The sequence below is a fragment of the Aquimarina sp. 433 genome, from assembly GCF_054054605.1.
Genome location: NZ_JBSWZK010000018.1, coordinates 46,245 through 62,290, shown reverse-complemented (window position 1 = coordinate 62,290; position 16,046 = coordinate 46,245). Strand labels below are relative to the sequence as shown.

Sequence of the window (16,046 nt, the reverse complement as noted above, 5' to 3'; positions counted from 1 at the left end):
TGCCTCCATTGTCCAATATTCCTCACTGCTGCCTCCCGTAGGAGTCTGGTCCGTGTCTCAGTACCAGTGTGGGGGATCTCCCTCTCAGGACCCCTATCTATCGTCGCCTTGGTATGCCGTTACCACACCAACTAGCTAATAGAACGCATAGCCATCTTATAGCGATAAATCTTTAATCATTAACCAATGCTGATTTATGATACCATAAGGTATTAATCCAAATTTCTCTGGGCTATCCCTTACTATAAGGTAGGTTCTATACGCGTTACGCACCCGTGCGCCGGTCGTCATCTAAAGTGCAAGCACTCTAATGTTACCCCTCGACTTGCATGTGTTAAGCCTGCCGCTAGCGTTCATCCTGAGCCAGGATCAAACTCTTCATCGTGAATTCTTAAATATTTTAATCATAACACAACCAGGAATTATAAATCGTTTCTCAAAATTATTTCTAGTCTTAATTCTTATTGTAATAATATCAGTATAAACCAATATTAATACGCGCTGTCAATCAATATATCAATGAACTTTTTCAACAACCCAACACAATCTTCATCGCTGGCTGTATTTGCTAATTATCAAGGAATCGAACCTTAAAAATAAAATCTCTTTTATCCTACTCCAGTATAATTTCTATGCTTATGAACTTGGCTTGTTTCTCAAAACGGGTGCAAATATAAAACGCTTTTTTATTCCCCGCAAAACTTTTTTGAACTTTTTTTTTAAAAAATTTTTATCAACTAAAAACTCTCCAAAAACATCCTCAAAAAAACCAAACTCTCTCAATGAACTCTCAAAACTTATTCCGTTTTGCGGGTGCAAACATACAACCCTTTTTCTTTTCCACAACAAAAAAATACAACTATTTTTTAACCTTTTTGTAAAACACTCTAAACATTAAAGTTACAAATCAAAAAAAATAAAATATTTAGAAAAGGAACCAAAACATTATGCTTTTACTCCCGTAATTTCTATATCTAATATAGTACCTCTACCAATAACAGAATCCACAACTAAACTCCCGTTTAACTTTTTAAGCCTATCTCTTACACTCCTCAAGCCTATACCCTCTTGCTTTACCGCAGACTTAAACCCTACCCCATTATCTTCATAGATCATATGGAAGTTATTATTTAATAAATCTAACTGCAATGAAACCTCTGTTGCTTTTGCATGCTTCAATGTATTCGTTAACAATTCCTGAACAACTCTAAAAACTTCTAGTGACAATTTCTCATTCAGCTGATCTATTTCTTTTTTAGGAAACACACTTAACGTTATTTTAATATTACTATTTATAACCATTTCATTTAGATACTCCTCTAAAACCTCCGAGAATCTATTACCATAAAAGTTATCAGGAATTAAATTATGAGAAATCTTTCTTACCAATTGATACGTTTCATCCACTTGTTTCTTAATTAAGCCTAAATCTTCATTCTGCTGAGTATGCGAACCTAATTTTAGATTAATGGCCGCTAGATTACCACCGATACTATCATGCAAATCTTGCGCAATGCGTCTTCTTTCTGTGTTTTGAACATCTAAAGATGTTTTTATTAATTTTAATTCTTGTTCTTTAATCAACGATTTAATTCGCTCTTCATTAATTTCTTCCTGCTGTTTACTCAGCTTATTTTTCGCAGTCAATTTTTGCTTATATATAATGATAAGTATAATGCTCGAAATTGTTACTAATAAAAAACCATAAACAAGAAACCGCATATACCTTCTTTCAGATGTTAATAGATTATCTTTTATCTCCTGATTTTTACGCAATAACTCTATCTTCTTTTCACGATCAAGAATATCGTACTTTACTAATAACTCTGCAATCTCTTTATCCTTCTGTATTTTACGAAGACTATCTTTTAGCTGATATCTTAATGTAGTGTATTCTTCTGCTTCCTTATATTTATTTTGTTTTTTTAAAGTATTACTAAGGTTTTCTAAAATCTGAATTTCAATATCAATAAATCCTTTAGATTTCACTCTTTCTAATAAACCCGAATAGATTTCTATTGCTTTTTTGAAGTTATTTTTTTCATGGTAAGCCTGTGCCATTGTTATTCCCGACAGTAGTACAAATTTCAAGTTCTTATCTTCAAACATATTTTGTACGAGCTCGCCATAATATATAGCCTCATCAAAATCACCCATTTTAAGATAACAGGCACTTATACTCTCTAAACAATATCCTCTAGCCTTATAACCTTCTGGTGCCTCACAAGCTTTATTTAAATAAAACAAAGCTTCTTTAAATTTTCCTTTTCTAGAATAAATCTGCCCCAAATTGTTATACGAAAAATACACAGTACTATTATTCTTATCAACCTCTATACTTTTCTTATAATATGGTATTGCCTTATCATATTCTTTTTGATCCAAATAGTAATCCGCTAATCCTCTTATATGATGAACAGACATCTGATTACCCACTACTTTTTTCTCATATAAATCCAACCCTTTTAAGTGGTATTCACCTCTTATAGTCACCAATCCCTTAAAACCATACCCAACAGCCAACATATTGTAAGCTTTACTTAACCACTGATAGGACAACGAATCTTTTTTTCCTATAGATAGTTCATAAATCTTATTTCCGTAATAAATAGTAGAATCGGCATATTCTTTTTCCATATAGTATCTCCCCAAGTAATCCAACCCCCAGATACGAGCCTTTTCATCATTTAATAAGGGTTTTACTAAAGGAAAGAATTCATCGGGGTTTAGATTATTCATATTCTTAAGTTTCTTCTCCAGATCCTTACGGACGTAATCTAACTCCTGAGAAAACATGGCTTGACAACCTAAAAACAATCCAATCAGGAATATTGTTTTTAAATAGTAATTATGAATGAAGATTTTCTGTTTTTCTGCAAGCGTGTTCATCATGAAATTGTAGGGCAAAGATGCTTACTCTTAACACAAATGAACAAAAAAGAATACATATCTCATTATTTGATGATGTTTTTTTTTAAAGATTTGATAAAAGAATTTGACACCTATTGATAGTATAGTATTCTTTTTCTACTGTAAAGGGTGGTATCAATTTTCCCTTTAATTGAATTCTTTATTTTATTTACTTTAAATAATTAGTAATTATTGTGAAGATTTTCATTATCGTATTATCTTTGCGCACTTAATAACAAATTATAATGATTAAGATCACCTTACCTGACGGTTCAGTTAGAGAATACCATAGCAGTTTAACTGCTATGGATGTAGCAAAAGATATAAGTGAAGGATTTGCAAGAAATGTTATTTCTGCAAAATTCAATGGTACCACTATAGAAACCTCTACAGAATTAACAACCGATGGTGATTTGGTATTATTTACCTGGAAAGATGATGAAGGTAAGGCGGCATTTAGACATTCTACTTCTCACGTATTAGCACAAGCCTTAGAAGAATTGTATCCAGGAGTTAAACTCTCTATTGGTCCAGCGATTGATAATGGTTTTTACTATGATATAGACCTTGGAGATCAAACCATCTCTGAAAAAGACTTCAAGAAAATTGAAGATAAAATGCTTGAGATTGCGAGAGGGAAACATGATTTTAAAATGAGATCTGTTTCCAAGGCTGACGCTTTAGCAAAATATAAAGAAGAAGGCAACGAATATAAAGTAGAGCTTATTGAAAACCTTGAGGATGGAACGATTACTTTCTGTGATCATGACACATTCACAGATTTATGTCGTGGAGGACACATTCCGAATACAGGAATCATAAAAGCTGTAAAGATCATGAGTGTTGCGGGTGCGTATTGGAGAGGAGATGAAAATAACAAGCAACTCACAAGAGTTTACGGAACTTCTTTCCCGAAGCAAAAGGAACTAAAAGAGTATCTTGAGCTCTTAGAAGAAGCAAAAAAACGTGATCATAGAAAATTAGGAAAAGAACTTGGTTTTTTTACTTTTTCCCAAAGAGTAGGACAAGGATTACCTCTTTGGCTACCAAAAGGTGCCGCTCTTCGCGAACGTTTAGAACAATTTTTAAAGAAAGCTCAGAAAAAAGCGGGTTACGAAATGGTTGTGACTCCTCATATTGGACAGAAAGAGCTTTACGTAACCTCTGGCCATTATGCTAAATATGGTGAAGACAGCTTCCAACCGATTAATACACCTGCAGATGGTGAAGAGTTTTTGTTAAAACCTATGAACTGTCCGCATCATTGTGAAATATACAAAAGTGGACCGTGGTCATACAGAGACTTACCAATTCGTTATGCTGAGTTTGGTACTGTATATCGTTATGAGCAAAGTGGAGAACTACATGGTCTTACTAGAGTAAGAGGATTTACGCAGGATGACGCACATATTTTCTGTACTCCTGATCAACTCGATGAAGAGTTTAAAAAAGTAATCGACCTTGTACTTTATGTATTTGGCTCTCTTGGGTTTCAAAATTTTACTGCTCAAGTATCTGTTAGAGATCTCGATAAACCAGAAAAATATATTGGTGATGTTGTAAATTGGGAAAAGGCTGAAAATGCTATTATAAGCGCAGCGAAAGATAAAGGTTTAGACTATGTAGTTGAAAGTGGCGAAGCAGCATTCTATGGTCCTAAGCTCGACTTTATGGTCAAAGATGCTTTAGGAAGGAGTTGGCAATTAGGAACTATTCAGGTAGATTATAACCTACCAGAGCGTTTTGATTTAGAATATAAAGGTAGTGATAACGAAATGCACAGACCTATAATGATCCATAGAGCTCCTTTCGGAAGTATGGAAAGATTCATTGCAATCTTACTAGAACACACCGCTGGAAACTTTCCACTTTGGTTAATGCCAGAACAAGTTATTGTCCTATCAATCAGCGAGAAATATGAAAAATACGCTGAAAAAGTTTTAAATTTGTTAGAAAATAACGAAATTCGCGCCCTTGCCGATCATAGAAATGAAACCATGGGTAAAAAGATAAGAGAGGCAGAAATGAAAAAAATTCCTTACATTGTAATTGTAGGGGAACAAGAAGAGAAAAACAACACGATATCGGTTAGAAAACATGGAGGTGAAGATATCGGAGCGATTAGTATCGAAAAGTTCACAGAAATAATAACAGAAGAAATAAATAAGACGTTATTACCATTTAATGGATAACCGAAATAAATTTTAAGTTTAATTTAAATTTTTAAGTCATAGCAATAAGAAGAAGAAGGTCTCAGAAACCACTAAGAGTAATTAAAGAAGATGCTCACAGAATCAATCACAAAATTAGAGTTGATGAAGTGCGTCTTGTAGGCGACAATGTAGAAGTTGGTGTTTATCCAACTAAAAAAGCACTAGCACTTGCTGAAGAGCAAGAATTGGATCTTGTAGAAATTTCTCCAAAAGCGGTACCTCCTGTTTGTAAAATAATGGACTATAAAAAGTTCTTATACGAGCAGAAAAAAAGGGACAAAGCTCTTAAAACCAAAGCAACCAAAGTAACCATTAAGGAAATACGATTTGGTCCAAATACAGATGAACATGATTATGAGTTTAAGAAAAAACACGCAATCAAGTTTTTAAGTGAAGGAGCTAAATTAAAAGCTTATGTTTTCTTCAAGGGACGTTCTATTATTTATAAAGATCAGGGGCAAATTTTATTATTAAGACTTGCACAGGAACTTGAAGATTATGGTAAGGTAGAGCAAATGCCAAAACTAGAAGGGAAAAGAATGATTATGTTCATTGCACCTAAAAAGACTAAATAAGTAAAAAGAAGTTTAAAATAATAAGTGAGATTATTATAAAAACAAGGATCAATGCCTAAAATGAAAACAAAATCCAGTGCTAAAAAGCGTTTTAAGCTTACAGGAACTGGTAAAATCAAAAGAAAGCACGCTTTTAAGAGTCACATCTTAACAAAGAAGTCTAAAAAGCGTAAGCTAGCTTTAACGCACTCTACGTTAGTGCATAAAAGCGATGAAAATAGTATTAAAGAACAATTACGTTTAAAGTAATTTTTTTTTAATCAGGTTAAAATTATTATAAACCCAGGAGTTGGGCCTTTTATAAAAAAGACAAAGTGTCAAATCATTGACCGCCTACTACTAAAAAATTTAAAATTATGCCAAGATCAGTAAATTCTGTTGCGAAAAGAGCTAGAAGAAAAAGAGTTCTTAAGCAAGCAAAAGGATACTTCGGACGTCGTAAAAACGTTTGGACAGTAGCAAAAAATGCAGTCGATAAAGCAATGTCATATGCTTATAGAGACCGCAGAAACAAAAAAAGAACTTTCCGTGCTTTATGGATCACTCGTATTAATGCAGGTGCTCGTTTACACGGTATGTCTTATTCTCAATTTATGGGAAAAGTGAAAGCTAATAATATCGAATTGAATCGTAAGGTTCTTGCAGATTTAGCAATGAACAACCCAGAAGCTTTTAAAGCGATTGTAGAAAAAGTAAAGTAATTTTTTAAACAATAATATTATCTCACTTATAAAAAAACCTCGTCATTTTTGACGAGGTTTTTTAATTGCATCTTGTTTTACAATAGTTTTCAATAAAATTAAAAGAACAATTATTGTATAGGAATAAGAATTACCTTTATTTTACGGATTGATCAAAAGTTATACGATTCATGCTCTTAATATCCAGTTTACAAAATCCAAAAATCAAGTTTTTACATCAGCTAAAAGAAAAATCTAGGTTACGTAAAAAAGAGCAAAAATTTGTGATCGAAGGAAAAAGAGAAGTCTCTTTAGCTATTCATGGTGGATATCAGCTATTACAAATTTACTATTGCCCCACAATTATTCCGAATGAAGATGTATCCGCTATAATAGATAGAACTTCTAGTACCATTGACACCTTTGAAATTACTACAGAAATTTATCAAAAATTATCTCATAGGTCAACTACCGAGGGAATTTTAGCCATTGCAAAATCTAAAGAAGTGTCATTAGACAATCTTGATTTAGATAATAAAAACCCATTGATTTTAGTGGCTGAATCCCCAGAAAAACCAGGGAATATAGGCGCGCTATTACGTACAGCAGATGCAGCAAAAGTGGATGCCGTTCTCATTGCTAATCCTCGAACAGATCTCTACAACCCAAATATCATTAGATCTAGTGTAGGATGTGTTTTTACAAATAACATAGCTATGGGCACAACTGCGGAAATAATCGCCTACCTAAATCATAGAAACATTGCTATTTATGGAGCTGCATTACAATCTTCAGAAAATTATTACACACAAAATTATACTAAACCAACAGCAATTGTCGTTGGTACTGAAGATAAAGGCTTAACCGATGAGTGGTTAAAGAACACTACCCAAAATATCAAAATCCCCATGAGTGGTGTTATAGATTCGATGAATGTTTCAGTAGCTGCAGGAATTTTAATTTTTGAAGCAAAACGGCAACGTGATTTTGTTGTCTGATATTTAAAAAATCATTAACTTACTTAACCTACAAATCCCAAAGCTACAAACCTATACAAATGACATCAAATATGCTCTTTAATCTATTGATAGCTATTATCATAATAGTTTTTCTGATAGATTCTTTATTAGATATACTGAATGCTAGGCATTACAACAATAACATCCCCGAAGAACTTTCTGATGTATATCCAGAAGATGAGTATCAAAAATCGATTGCGTATAAAGAAGCTAATTATAAATTCAAGTTAGTTTCCTCTTCTATTTCCTTATGTATCATGTTACTTTTCTTTTTCCTAGATGGTTTTGCGTGGGTGGATGGGATCGCAAGAAGTTTTTCTGACAACTCAATCGTAGTTGGGCTTATTTTTTTTGGGATCATTATGATCTGTAGTGATATACTATCTACTCCTGCATCGTATTACAAAATCTTTGTTATTGAAGAGCAATTTGGTTTTAATAAAACTACGATAAAGACCTTTTTCATAGATAAGATAAAAGGTATTGTGATGATGATTATTGTTGGAGGCGGACTATTAGCTCTAATTATGTGGTTTTATGAAATTACTGGTCAATATTTCTGGTTATACGCTTGGGCGCTTATCTCTATTTTTACACTTGCCATGAATATGTTTTATGCAAAACTTATAGTACCTTTATTTAATAAGCAAACACCTTTGGAGCCTGGAGAATTAAGAGATACTATACAAGAATATTCAATGAACGTAGGTTTTCAGTTAAAGGATATTTTTGTTATTGATGGATCCAAAAGAAGTACTAAAGCCAACGCTTATTTTTCTGGTTTAGGTAGTGAAAAACGAATTACCTTATACGATACTTTGATTAAAGATTTAAACAAAGAAGAAATTGTAGCTGTACTTGCGCATGAAGTGGGACATTACAAAAAAAGACATGTAATTATCAATCTCCTTTTATCCATTTTACTAACAGGAATAACACTTTGGTTTTTGTCTCTTTTTATCGCAAACCCTCTTCTTTCTGAAGCTCTATCCGTAGAAGTTCCTTCTTTTCATATCGGATTAATAGCCTTTGGAATTTTATATAGTCCGATATCAGAAATTACAGGTCTAATTATGAACATTGTTTCTAGAGCATTTGAGTACCAAGCGGATGATTACGCAAAAAACTCTTATGATGGAGAAGCACTCATCAATAGTTTAAAAAAACTATCTAAAAACAACCTAAGTAATCTGACTCCACATCCAGCAATGGTTTTCATACATTACTCACATCCAACACTTTTGCAAAGGATTAAAAACATACGCAAATAAATCAAGTGAAATAGACTTGGTGGTTACAATTCTTAGTTGTATTTTTAACTATTACTCTAGTATTTTTCTAGACAAGAAAATTTCTGGAGTTTTTCGCACAATCATATTGAAAAAGGCTTTCTAAGAAAACTTTGTAGTATGACCGAAGCCGCTATAGAACAGGAAAACAAACAAATTGCAAAGCAATATAAAGAATTGCTTCGTATAAGTTATAGAGACCTAAGTAAGGATGATAAGAAACTTATACGACAAGCATTCGATGTTGCTGTAGATGCGCATAAAGACCAACGTCGAAAAAGTGGAGAAGCCTATATCTTCCACCCTATTGCTGTTGCTAAAATTGTAGCAAGTGAAATTGGGCTAGATGCCACTTCCATAGCTGCAGCATTGTTACACGATGTTGTAGAAGATACCGAATATACCTTAGTGGATATCGAGCAAATGTTTGGAGAAACAGTTGCTCGAATTGTAGATGGATTGACAAAAATATCTTCTCTAAAAAAGGATAAAGATATTTCGCTACAAGCGGAAAATTTCAGGAAGATGCTACTTACCCTTAATGATGATGTTAGGGTTATTATCATTAAAATTGCCGATCGACTACATAATATGCAAACTATGGATGCGATGCGACCAGATAAACAGGTCAAAATTGCTTCCGAAACATTATATATTTATGCTCCTTTAGCTCATAGAATTGGGCTTTATAATATTAAAACAGAGTTAGAAGACTTAGGATTAAAATACACAGAACCTGAGGTATACAAGGACATTTTTGAAAAAATAAAAGAAAGTAAAGAAGAGCAAGATGCTTATATCAAAAGGTTTTCTGATAAGATCAAAGAAGGATTAGACAAAGAAGGGCTAGATTACGAAATCAAAGGAAGACCTAAATCTATCTTTTCTATTAGACGTAAAATTGTAAAACAAAATATTTCCTTCGATGAAGTATATGATAAATTCGCAATTCGAATTATCTATAAAGCGGAAGATATTGAAAATGAAAAGTTCATTGCTTGGAAAATCTATACTATTGTTACCGATTATTATCGCCCTAATCCAATAAGGCTTCGAGATTGGATTTCTCAACCAAAATCTACTGGTTATGAAGCATTACACATTACTGTTATTGGTCCAGATAGCAGATGGGTAGAAGTACAAATTCGTAGTGAGCGTATGCATGAAATTGCGGAAAAAGGTTATGCTGCCCACTATAAATATAAAAACACCGAAGAAAAACAAGATCAAGGATTAGATGGTTGGTTAAACAGGCTCCAAGAAGCATTAGAAAACTCTGAGGCAAATGCGGTAGATTTTGTAGAAGAGTTTAAATTAAACCTATATTCCAAAGAAATCTTTGTTTTTACTCCAGAAGGTGATCTTAAATCACTACCAAAAGGAGCTACCGCTTTAGATTTTGGTTTTAGTGTTCATACAGAAGTTGGACTTAGAACCAGAGGCGCACGAGTAAATAATAAATTAGTCCCACTAAGTCATGAACTAAAAAGTGGAGATCAGGTCGAAATCATAACCTCTGCAAAATCAAAACCAACATCGACTTGGTTAGATTATGCTACCACTGCAAGAGCACGATCTAAAATTAAATCTGCTCTACGAGATGAGAAAAAACAGATCGCCGAAGAAGGAAAAGTAATCCTTAAAAGAAAACTACGCTCTCAAAAAATCACTATGGGAGAAAAAGTGGTTAATGAACTGGTTTTATATTTTAAATTAAAAACTAGTCAAGATCTTTTCTATAGAGTTGGAATAGGTACGATCGATAACCAGAAAATCAAGGAGTTTGCTACTGCGCGAAGTAATGTTTTTATGAATTTTATTAAAAACAGAATTCGTCGTGGCAATGCAAAAGATGTCAACAAAGATGAAATTACTTCTAAATATGATTTATTAGTATTTGGTAAAGACTCAGAAAAATTAGAGTACAAACTATCTAATTGTTGTAATCCTATTGCAGGAGACAATGTTTTTGGTTTTATTACTGTAAATGAAGGTATTAAAGTTCATAAAAAGGACTGCCCGAATGCCTTACAAATGCAGAGCAATTATGCTTACAGAATTATTCAAGCAAAGTGGATAGATTCTAGCCAAGAAGAGTTCAAGGCAGTAATTAGACTTAACGGAATTGATAATATCGGTGTAGTTAATGAGGTGACACAGATCATTTCTAATAATATGCACCTAGCTATTTACAATATGAATTTTGATACTAATGACGGTGTTTTTACAGGAAAAATAACCGTTGGTGTGAAAAACAAAAATACTCTTAAGACTGTTATTCAAAATCTTTCTAAGATCAATGGAATCGACAAAGTCATTCGAGAATAATTGATCTTACTTTTTTATTAATAAGTATTCATAAATTGGTCTCTCACTAATAAAAAATAATGTAAATTTGTTTTTTAAATCATTATGAGTACCAAAACAACTACGCAAAACGATCAAAATATCGTTAAAAATGTGTTTACTAGTTTTCTAGAAGAAAACGGTCATAGAAAAACACCTGAGCGTTACGCTATACTTCAAGAAATATATGAAAGTGAAGAACATTTTGATATAGAATCACTTTACATCAAAATGAAAAACAAAAACTATCGTGTTAGTAGAGCTACTCTATATAATACTATAGAATTACTCTTGGATTGCAAATTAGTACGTAAGCATCAATTCGGTCAGAGTCAGGCACAATACGAAAAATCTTATTTCGATAGACAACATGACCATCTTATCTTAACAGATTCTGGTGATGTTTTAGAGTTTTGTGATCCTAGAATACAATCCATAAAAAAAACAATCGAAGAAATTTTTGATGTAGAAATAACAAATCATTCATTGTATTTCTACGGAACTAAAAAGAAACCAACTAATCAAGAAAACTAATGGCGGTAAACTTATTACTTGGTCTTCAGTGGGGAGACGAAGGTAAAGGAAAAATTGTAGACGTTCTTACAAAAAATTATGATATTATAGCGAGATTCCAAGGCGGACCAAATGCGGGACATACCTTAGAATTTGACGGAATCAAACATGTTTTACACACGATTCCTAGTGGAATTTTTCATGATAAAGCTGTTAACTTAGTAGGAAACGGTGTGGTAATCGATCCGGTAATCTTTAAAAAAGAACTTGATAATCTTGCAAAGTTTAATATCGATTACAAATCAAAACTTCTTATATCCAGAAAAGCACATTTAATTTTACCAACACATAGAATTCTAGATGCGGCCTCAGAAGCTTCTAAAGGAAAAGCGAAAATAGGTTCTACACTAAAAGGAATTGGTCCTACATATATGGATAAAACGGGTAGAAATGGTATTCGTGTTGGAGATCTAGAATTAAGCGACTGGAAAGAACGTTATCGCAATCTTGCGAATAAGCATGAGGCGATGATCGATTTCTATGATGCAAAAATCGAATACGATTTACAAGAACTAGAGCAAGATTTTTTTGAAGCTGTAGAAACTCTAAAATCATTAACATTTATTGATAGTGAAGAATATCTACATAAAGCGCAAAAAGATGGTAAGAAAATATTAGCTGAAGGAGCACAAGGTTCATTATTAGATATTGATTTTGGAACATATCCGTTTGTAACTTCTTCTAATACTACTGCTGCTGGTGCTTGTACTGGTTTAGGTGTGGCTCCTAATAAAATCAAAGAAGTATTTGGAATCTTTAAAGCATATACCACACGTGTAGGAAGTGGTCCTTTTCCAACTGAATTGTTTGATGAAGATGGAGAAACAATGGGACGTGTTGGGAACGAGTTTGGTGCTACTACTGGTAGACCTCGTAGATGTGGTTGGTTAGATTTAGTAGCCCTAAAATATGCTGTTCATGTTAATGGAGTTACACAATTAATGATGATGAAAGGTGATGTTTTAAGTGGTTTTAATACGCTTAAGGTTTGCACCGCTTATAAATATAAAGGAGAAACTATTGATCACCTTCCTTATAATATCGAACCAGAGAATGTTACTCCAATCTACTCAGAAATGAAAGGTTGGTCGGAAGATCTTACTAAGATGAGTGATAAATCAGAATTTCCTAAGGAATTAAATGAGTATATCGAGTTTTTAGAAAAAGAATTAGAAACTCCTATTACTATCGTTTCTGTAGGACCTGATAGAACACAAACAATTCACAGGTAAAACTATCGATTTTTATAATATTAAATCTCTCAAATGACAATGATTTGAGGGATTTTTTTGTTTATCAAAACAAACTAGCAATTAAAACTTCTTTGATAAACATTCACATTTTTTATAGTTTGGCTTTCTATTAATTTCTGTCTAGAGTAGTATATTTGCAAAAAATATTAGAACCTACACTCTTTGAGAGTCTTTTTTTCCATATTAATCTTTATTGCCTTTGTGTTACGGCCTACTATAGAAATTAGTAGCATACTCTATTATCAATTAAATATTGATAGTATTATAGAGAAGTATTGTATTAATAAAGAAAGACCCAAGTTAAACTGTAACGGTAAGTGTTATTTGATGACTCAGATGAAAATGAGTTCGATGGCTGATAATAACAATTCAGAAGCTTCGATTCCAATTCTAGAAGCTTTTCTCCCATTATTTTTTGAGGATAACACATTATCTATAGCAAGTGTTCCTAATTTTCAGTTCTCACTTCAAAAAAATTGGAAACCGATGAACTTTCATCCAAAAGATGTTTCCAAAGTTATAGATCATCCTCCAGAGATATATTTTTCATAATTATCAATCACTAATTGATTGTACTTTTTTTACAAACCGCTTATAACAATTATTTGTCGGTACAATACTCTATGCATTATTGTAACTAAAAGTTAAGAATTTTTTGATGGTTTTATATACCTAAAAATGAATTCTTAATAGCCTATTAATTTAACTCTAATCATTCAACTTAACAAATAAGCACACATCAGTCTAAACTGATTGCTTACAGAATTTAATAATGAAAAATATCATACTATTAGCTATACTTCTTTGTGTAGGAGTATATAGCTATGCACAAACTTTTCAAGGAAAAGTTGTGGATAATTCTAACAATCCATTACCAGGAGCAACCATATCGGAAACCAGTACACCTTCTAATGGTGTAATGTCAGATCTAAATGGATCTTTTGAAATTAACCTTCAAAACTCAACTAAAGTAACCGTTAGTTTTTTAGGATACATTACCAAAACAGTACAGCTTACAACTGGAACAAATATCATTCGCTTAACTGTTGACAACGTAGCTTTAGAAGAAGTATTAGTAACGTCAGCTAGTAGAGAAATTCAGAAACGTTCTGAAGTACCTGGATCTATTGCCACGATATCTACCAAAAACATAGAAGAAACCAAAGCTTTTGGTATCGATCAATTAGTAAATCAAGTACCAGGTGTTTTTATGTCTACATCCAGAGCTGCGAGTAACGAACAACATTTTATGGCTGTTCGATCTCCGATCTCCACAAAAGCATTGTTTCTATATCTAGAAGATGGATTGCAGATTCGTCCTACCTCTGTATTTAATCATAACGCTTTACTAGAGATGAACGATGTTTCTTATGAGCGAATTGAAGTTCTAAAAGGTCCTGCTTCAAGTATCTACGGAAGTGAATCTATCGGAGGTAGCTTTAATTTTATCACCAAGAATCCAACAGAAAGTCTAAGCGGAAGTCTAGGATTCCAAATTAATGATATCGGTTTATCTCGTTATGAACTGGAAGTCTCTGATAAAACAAGCGATAACTTCGGTTTTTACTTAGGTGGTCATTATGTACAAAGAGAAAATGGGCCAATAGAACATAGCGATTATGAAAAACTTGCTGTGACTTTTAAAACTGTCTATGACTTCTCTCCTTCTACAAAATGGACTACGGTTTTAGATATCATAGACTATAGATCAGACATGACCGGTTCTCTTAGTGAATCAGATTACTTAGGAGGAAACTTTGAAAGTGATCAAACATTTACAGAGCGAGAAGCTTTGGCTTTAAGAGTAAGAACTACCTTAGATAAGTTCTGGAATGAAAATAATAAGACATCATTCAATTTTATATTCAGGGATAATACTATGGATCAAAATCCATCGTATAGAGTTCGTCAGTTTAGAGATCAAGGACAATTAACAGGTTTTGGATCTGGAGAAGTAAACTCTAATCAATTTAAAAGTTTTGTCGGGTTAATTCAACATAAATTAGATTTCAATTTTGCAAATTCATCATTAATTCTTGGCGCGACTGGAGATTTCTCTCCTCAGAAATACGTTGCCGAAACTACCAGTATTATTGTTGATCCCGAAACCGGAAGAAATATTGACTTTAGTATTAATTCTGGGGATTTTCTGTTAAACTACGAAGCAGATATCTTTAATTATGCGGGATTTTTACAATATGAAATTTCTCCTATCGATCCACTAAAAATTACCGCAGCAATACGATATGACGGTTTTGAATATGATTACGATAACAAAGCAGATGGAATTGTAGGCGTAGAAGATACCGTTGATAATTTTAACAATCTAACTCCTAAACTTGGAATTAATTATAATTTCTCTTCCAAAGCTGGAATGTACGCAAATTACTCTCAAGGTTTTACGCCTCCGCAAGTATCTACATTGTATAGAAATACAAATCAAGTGCAGGGAATAAAACCTAGTCGATATAATAACTATGAAATTGGAGGATATTTTACGATTCCTTCTAAACTAAAACTAGATGCTGCCATATATCTATTAGAAGGTAAAAATACTTTAATCACTTTACGAGATGATGATGACAACTTTTTTAATACGAATGCTGGTAAAACCAGATCTTATGGTATAGAATATGGAGTTACATGGAACGTATTAAAAGAGTTATCTATATCTCATAATGGTAGTTATGCAAAACATCGTTATGTAGACTTTTTTGATAGTGGAATTGATTACTCAGATACCGAAAGAGAAACAGCACCTAATCTATTAGGAACTTCAGGAATTACATATCGTAATACCTTTGGAAAACTTGGTTTTACGATTACCGCAGAACACGAACTTGTTGGAGAATACAATACAAGCTTTGAAAATCAAGTGGAAAATGAAGATGGAACTTTTGGGACAGCAACCTATGATGGACATAATGTATTTAATCTCAGAGCTACTTTTAATTATAAAGGCATTGAAATTTGGGGGCATGCACTAAATGTTTTTGATGAATTATATGCTGCCAGAACCTCTTTCAACAGATTTAGAGGAGAAAATAGTTTTACGATTGGAAATCCTAGAGCATTTCATCTGGGGATGAGATATAATTTTTAATAAACCATTTAAACGAATTTCTGCTGCTACAATAACCAATATAGCATATCTATTAAAGTGTAGCAGTAGACTTTTTAAGTTTTCT

General features: G+C 32.9%; 12 protein-coding genes and 1 rRNA gene. 11 read left to right on the top strand and 2 right to left on the bottom strand.

What is annotated here, in order from left to right; genetic code table 11:
- Together ACWNT5_RS23755 and ACWNT5_RS23750 are read right to left on the bottom strand one after the other, a co-directional pair.
- Positions 1-385: ribosomal RNA gene (locus ACWNT5_RS23755) — 16S ribosomal RNA — on the bottom strand; the annotation flags it as partial.
- Positions 386-945: 560 nt separating this feature from the next.
- Positions 946-2,889, bottom strand: a complete 1,944-nt coding sequence (locus tag ACWNT5_RS23750; protein WP_456518783.1) for a tetratricopeptide repeat-containing sensor histidine kinase — start codon at positions 2,887-2,889, stop codon at positions 946-948.
- A gap of 266 nt (positions 2,890-3,155) precedes the next feature.
- On the opposite strand from ACWNT5_RS23750, the gene thrS reads away from it, so the two are divergent.
- The 11 genes from thrS to ACWNT5_RS23695 all read left to right on the top strand — a co-directional run bounded on the left by thrS (position 3,156) and on the right by ACWNT5_RS23695 (position 15,961).
- On the top strand, positions 3,156-5,102 hold the full coding sequence (thrS, locus tag ACWNT5_RS23745; protein ID WP_456518782.1) for a threonine--tRNA ligase: 1,947 nt from the start codon (positions 3,156-3,158) through the stop codon (positions 5,100-5,102).
- 80 nt (positions 5,103-5,182) lie between these two features.
- Entirely contained in the window at positions 5,183-5,698 is a 516-nt protein-coding gene (infC, locus tag ACWNT5_RS23740) for a translation initiation factor IF-3 (RefSeq protein ID WP_280139552.1), read from the top strand.
- Positions 5,699-5,749: 51 nt separating this feature from the next.
- Positions 5,750-5,947: a 50S ribosomal protein L35 gene (gene rpmI / locus ACWNT5_RS23735; RefSeq protein WP_027394180.1), complete on the top strand. Its 198-nt coding sequence runs from the start codon at positions 5,750-5,752 to the stop codon at positions 5,945-5,947.
- Between the two features lie 107 nt (positions 5,948-6,054).
- Positions 6,055-6,399 carry a 50S ribosomal protein L20 gene (gene rplT, locus ACWNT5_RS23730; RefSeq protein ID WP_219010935.1) on the top strand — a complete coding sequence of 115 codons (345 nt, stop codon included), beginning with the start codon at positions 6,055-6,057 and terminating at the stop codon, positions 6,397-6,399.
- A gap of 170 nt (positions 6,400-6,569) precedes the next feature.
- Positions 6,570-7,376, top strand: a complete 807-nt coding sequence (locus ACWNT5_RS23725; protein ID WP_456518781.1) for a TrmH family RNA methyltransferase — start codon at positions 6,570-6,572, stop codon at positions 7,374-7,376.
- Between the two features lie 59 nt (positions 7,377-7,435).
- Positions 7,436-8,668: a M48 family metallopeptidase gene (locus ACWNT5_RS23720; RefSeq protein ID WP_299610878.1), complete on the top strand. Its 1,233-nt coding sequence runs from the start codon at positions 7,436-7,438 to the stop codon at positions 8,666-8,668.
- A gap of 138 nt (positions 8,669-8,806) precedes the next feature.
- The gene (locus tag ACWNT5_RS23715) at positions 8,807-11,014 is read left to right on the top strand and encodes a RelA/SpoT family protein (RefSeq protein ID WP_299610881.1); all 2,208 of its coding nucleotides are present in this window, start codon (positions 8,807-8,809) and stop codon (positions 11,012-11,014) included.
- Between the two features lie 84 nt (positions 11,015-11,098).
- On the top strand, positions 11,099-11,566 hold the full coding sequence (locus ACWNT5_RS23710; protein WP_299610884.1) for a Fur family transcriptional regulator: 468 nt from the start codon (positions 11,099-11,101) through the stop codon (positions 11,564-11,566).
- Entirely contained in the window at positions 11,566-12,837 is a 1,272-nt protein-coding gene (locus tag ACWNT5_RS23705; protein WP_299610886.1) for an adenylosuccinate synthase, read from the top strand. Before ACWNT5_RS23710 ends, ACWNT5_RS23705 begins: the two co-directional genes overlap by 1 nt.
- Before the next feature lie 222 nt (positions 12,838-13,059).
- Positions 13,060-13,410, top strand: coding sequence for a hypothetical protein (locus ACWNT5_RS23700; RefSeq protein ID WP_456518780.1), 351 nt, complete (start codon positions 13,060-13,062; stop codon positions 13,408-13,410).
- A 220-nt stretch (positions 13,411-13,630) separates the two neighbouring features.
- Positions 13,631-15,961, top strand: coding sequence for a TonB-dependent receptor domain-containing protein (locus tag ACWNT5_RS23695; protein ID WP_456518779.1), 2,331 nt, complete (start codon positions 13,631-13,633; stop codon positions 15,959-15,961).
- Positions 15,962-16,046 lie beyond the last annotated feature (85 nt).

Bases quoted from the DNA above. Each gene is read 5' to 3' on its own strand.
- ACWNT5_RS23750 (WP_456518783.1), bottom strand. From the start codon at position 2,889: ATGAACACGCTTGCAGAAAAACAGAAAATCTTCATTCATAATTACTAT.
- thrS (WP_456518782.1), top strand. From the start codon at position 3,156: ATGATTAAGATCACCTTACCTGACGGTTCAGTTAGAGAATACCATAGC.
- rpmI (WP_027394180.1), top strand. From the start codon at position 5,750: ATGCCTAAAATGAAAACAAAATCCAGTGCTAAAAAGCGTTTTAAGCTT.
- rplT (WP_219010935.1), top strand. From the start codon at position 6,055: ATGCCAAGATCAGTAAATTCTGTTGCGAAAAGAGCTAGAAGAAAAAGA.
- ACWNT5_RS23725 (WP_456518781.1), top strand. From the start codon at position 6,570: ATGCTCTTAATATCCAGTTTACAAAATCCAAAAATCAAGTTTTTACAT.
- ACWNT5_RS23720 (WP_299610878.1), top strand. From the start codon at position 7,436: ATGACATCAAATATGCTCTTTAATCTATTGATAGCTATTATCATAATA.
- ACWNT5_RS23715 (WP_299610881.1), top strand. From the start codon at position 8,807: ATGACCGAAGCCGCTATAGAACAGGAAAACAAACAAATTGCAAAGCAA.
- ACWNT5_RS23710 (WP_299610884.1), top strand. From the start codon at position 11,099: ATGAGTACCAAAACAACTACGCAAAACGATCAAAATATCGTTAAAAAT.
- ACWNT5_RS23705 (WP_299610886.1), top strand. From the start codon at position 11,566: ATGGCGGTAAACTTATTACTTGGTCTTCAGTGGGGAGACGAAGGTAAA.
- ACWNT5_RS23695 (WP_456518779.1), top strand. From the start codon at position 13,631: ATGAAAAATATCATACTATTAGCTATACTTCTTTGTGTAGGAGTATAT.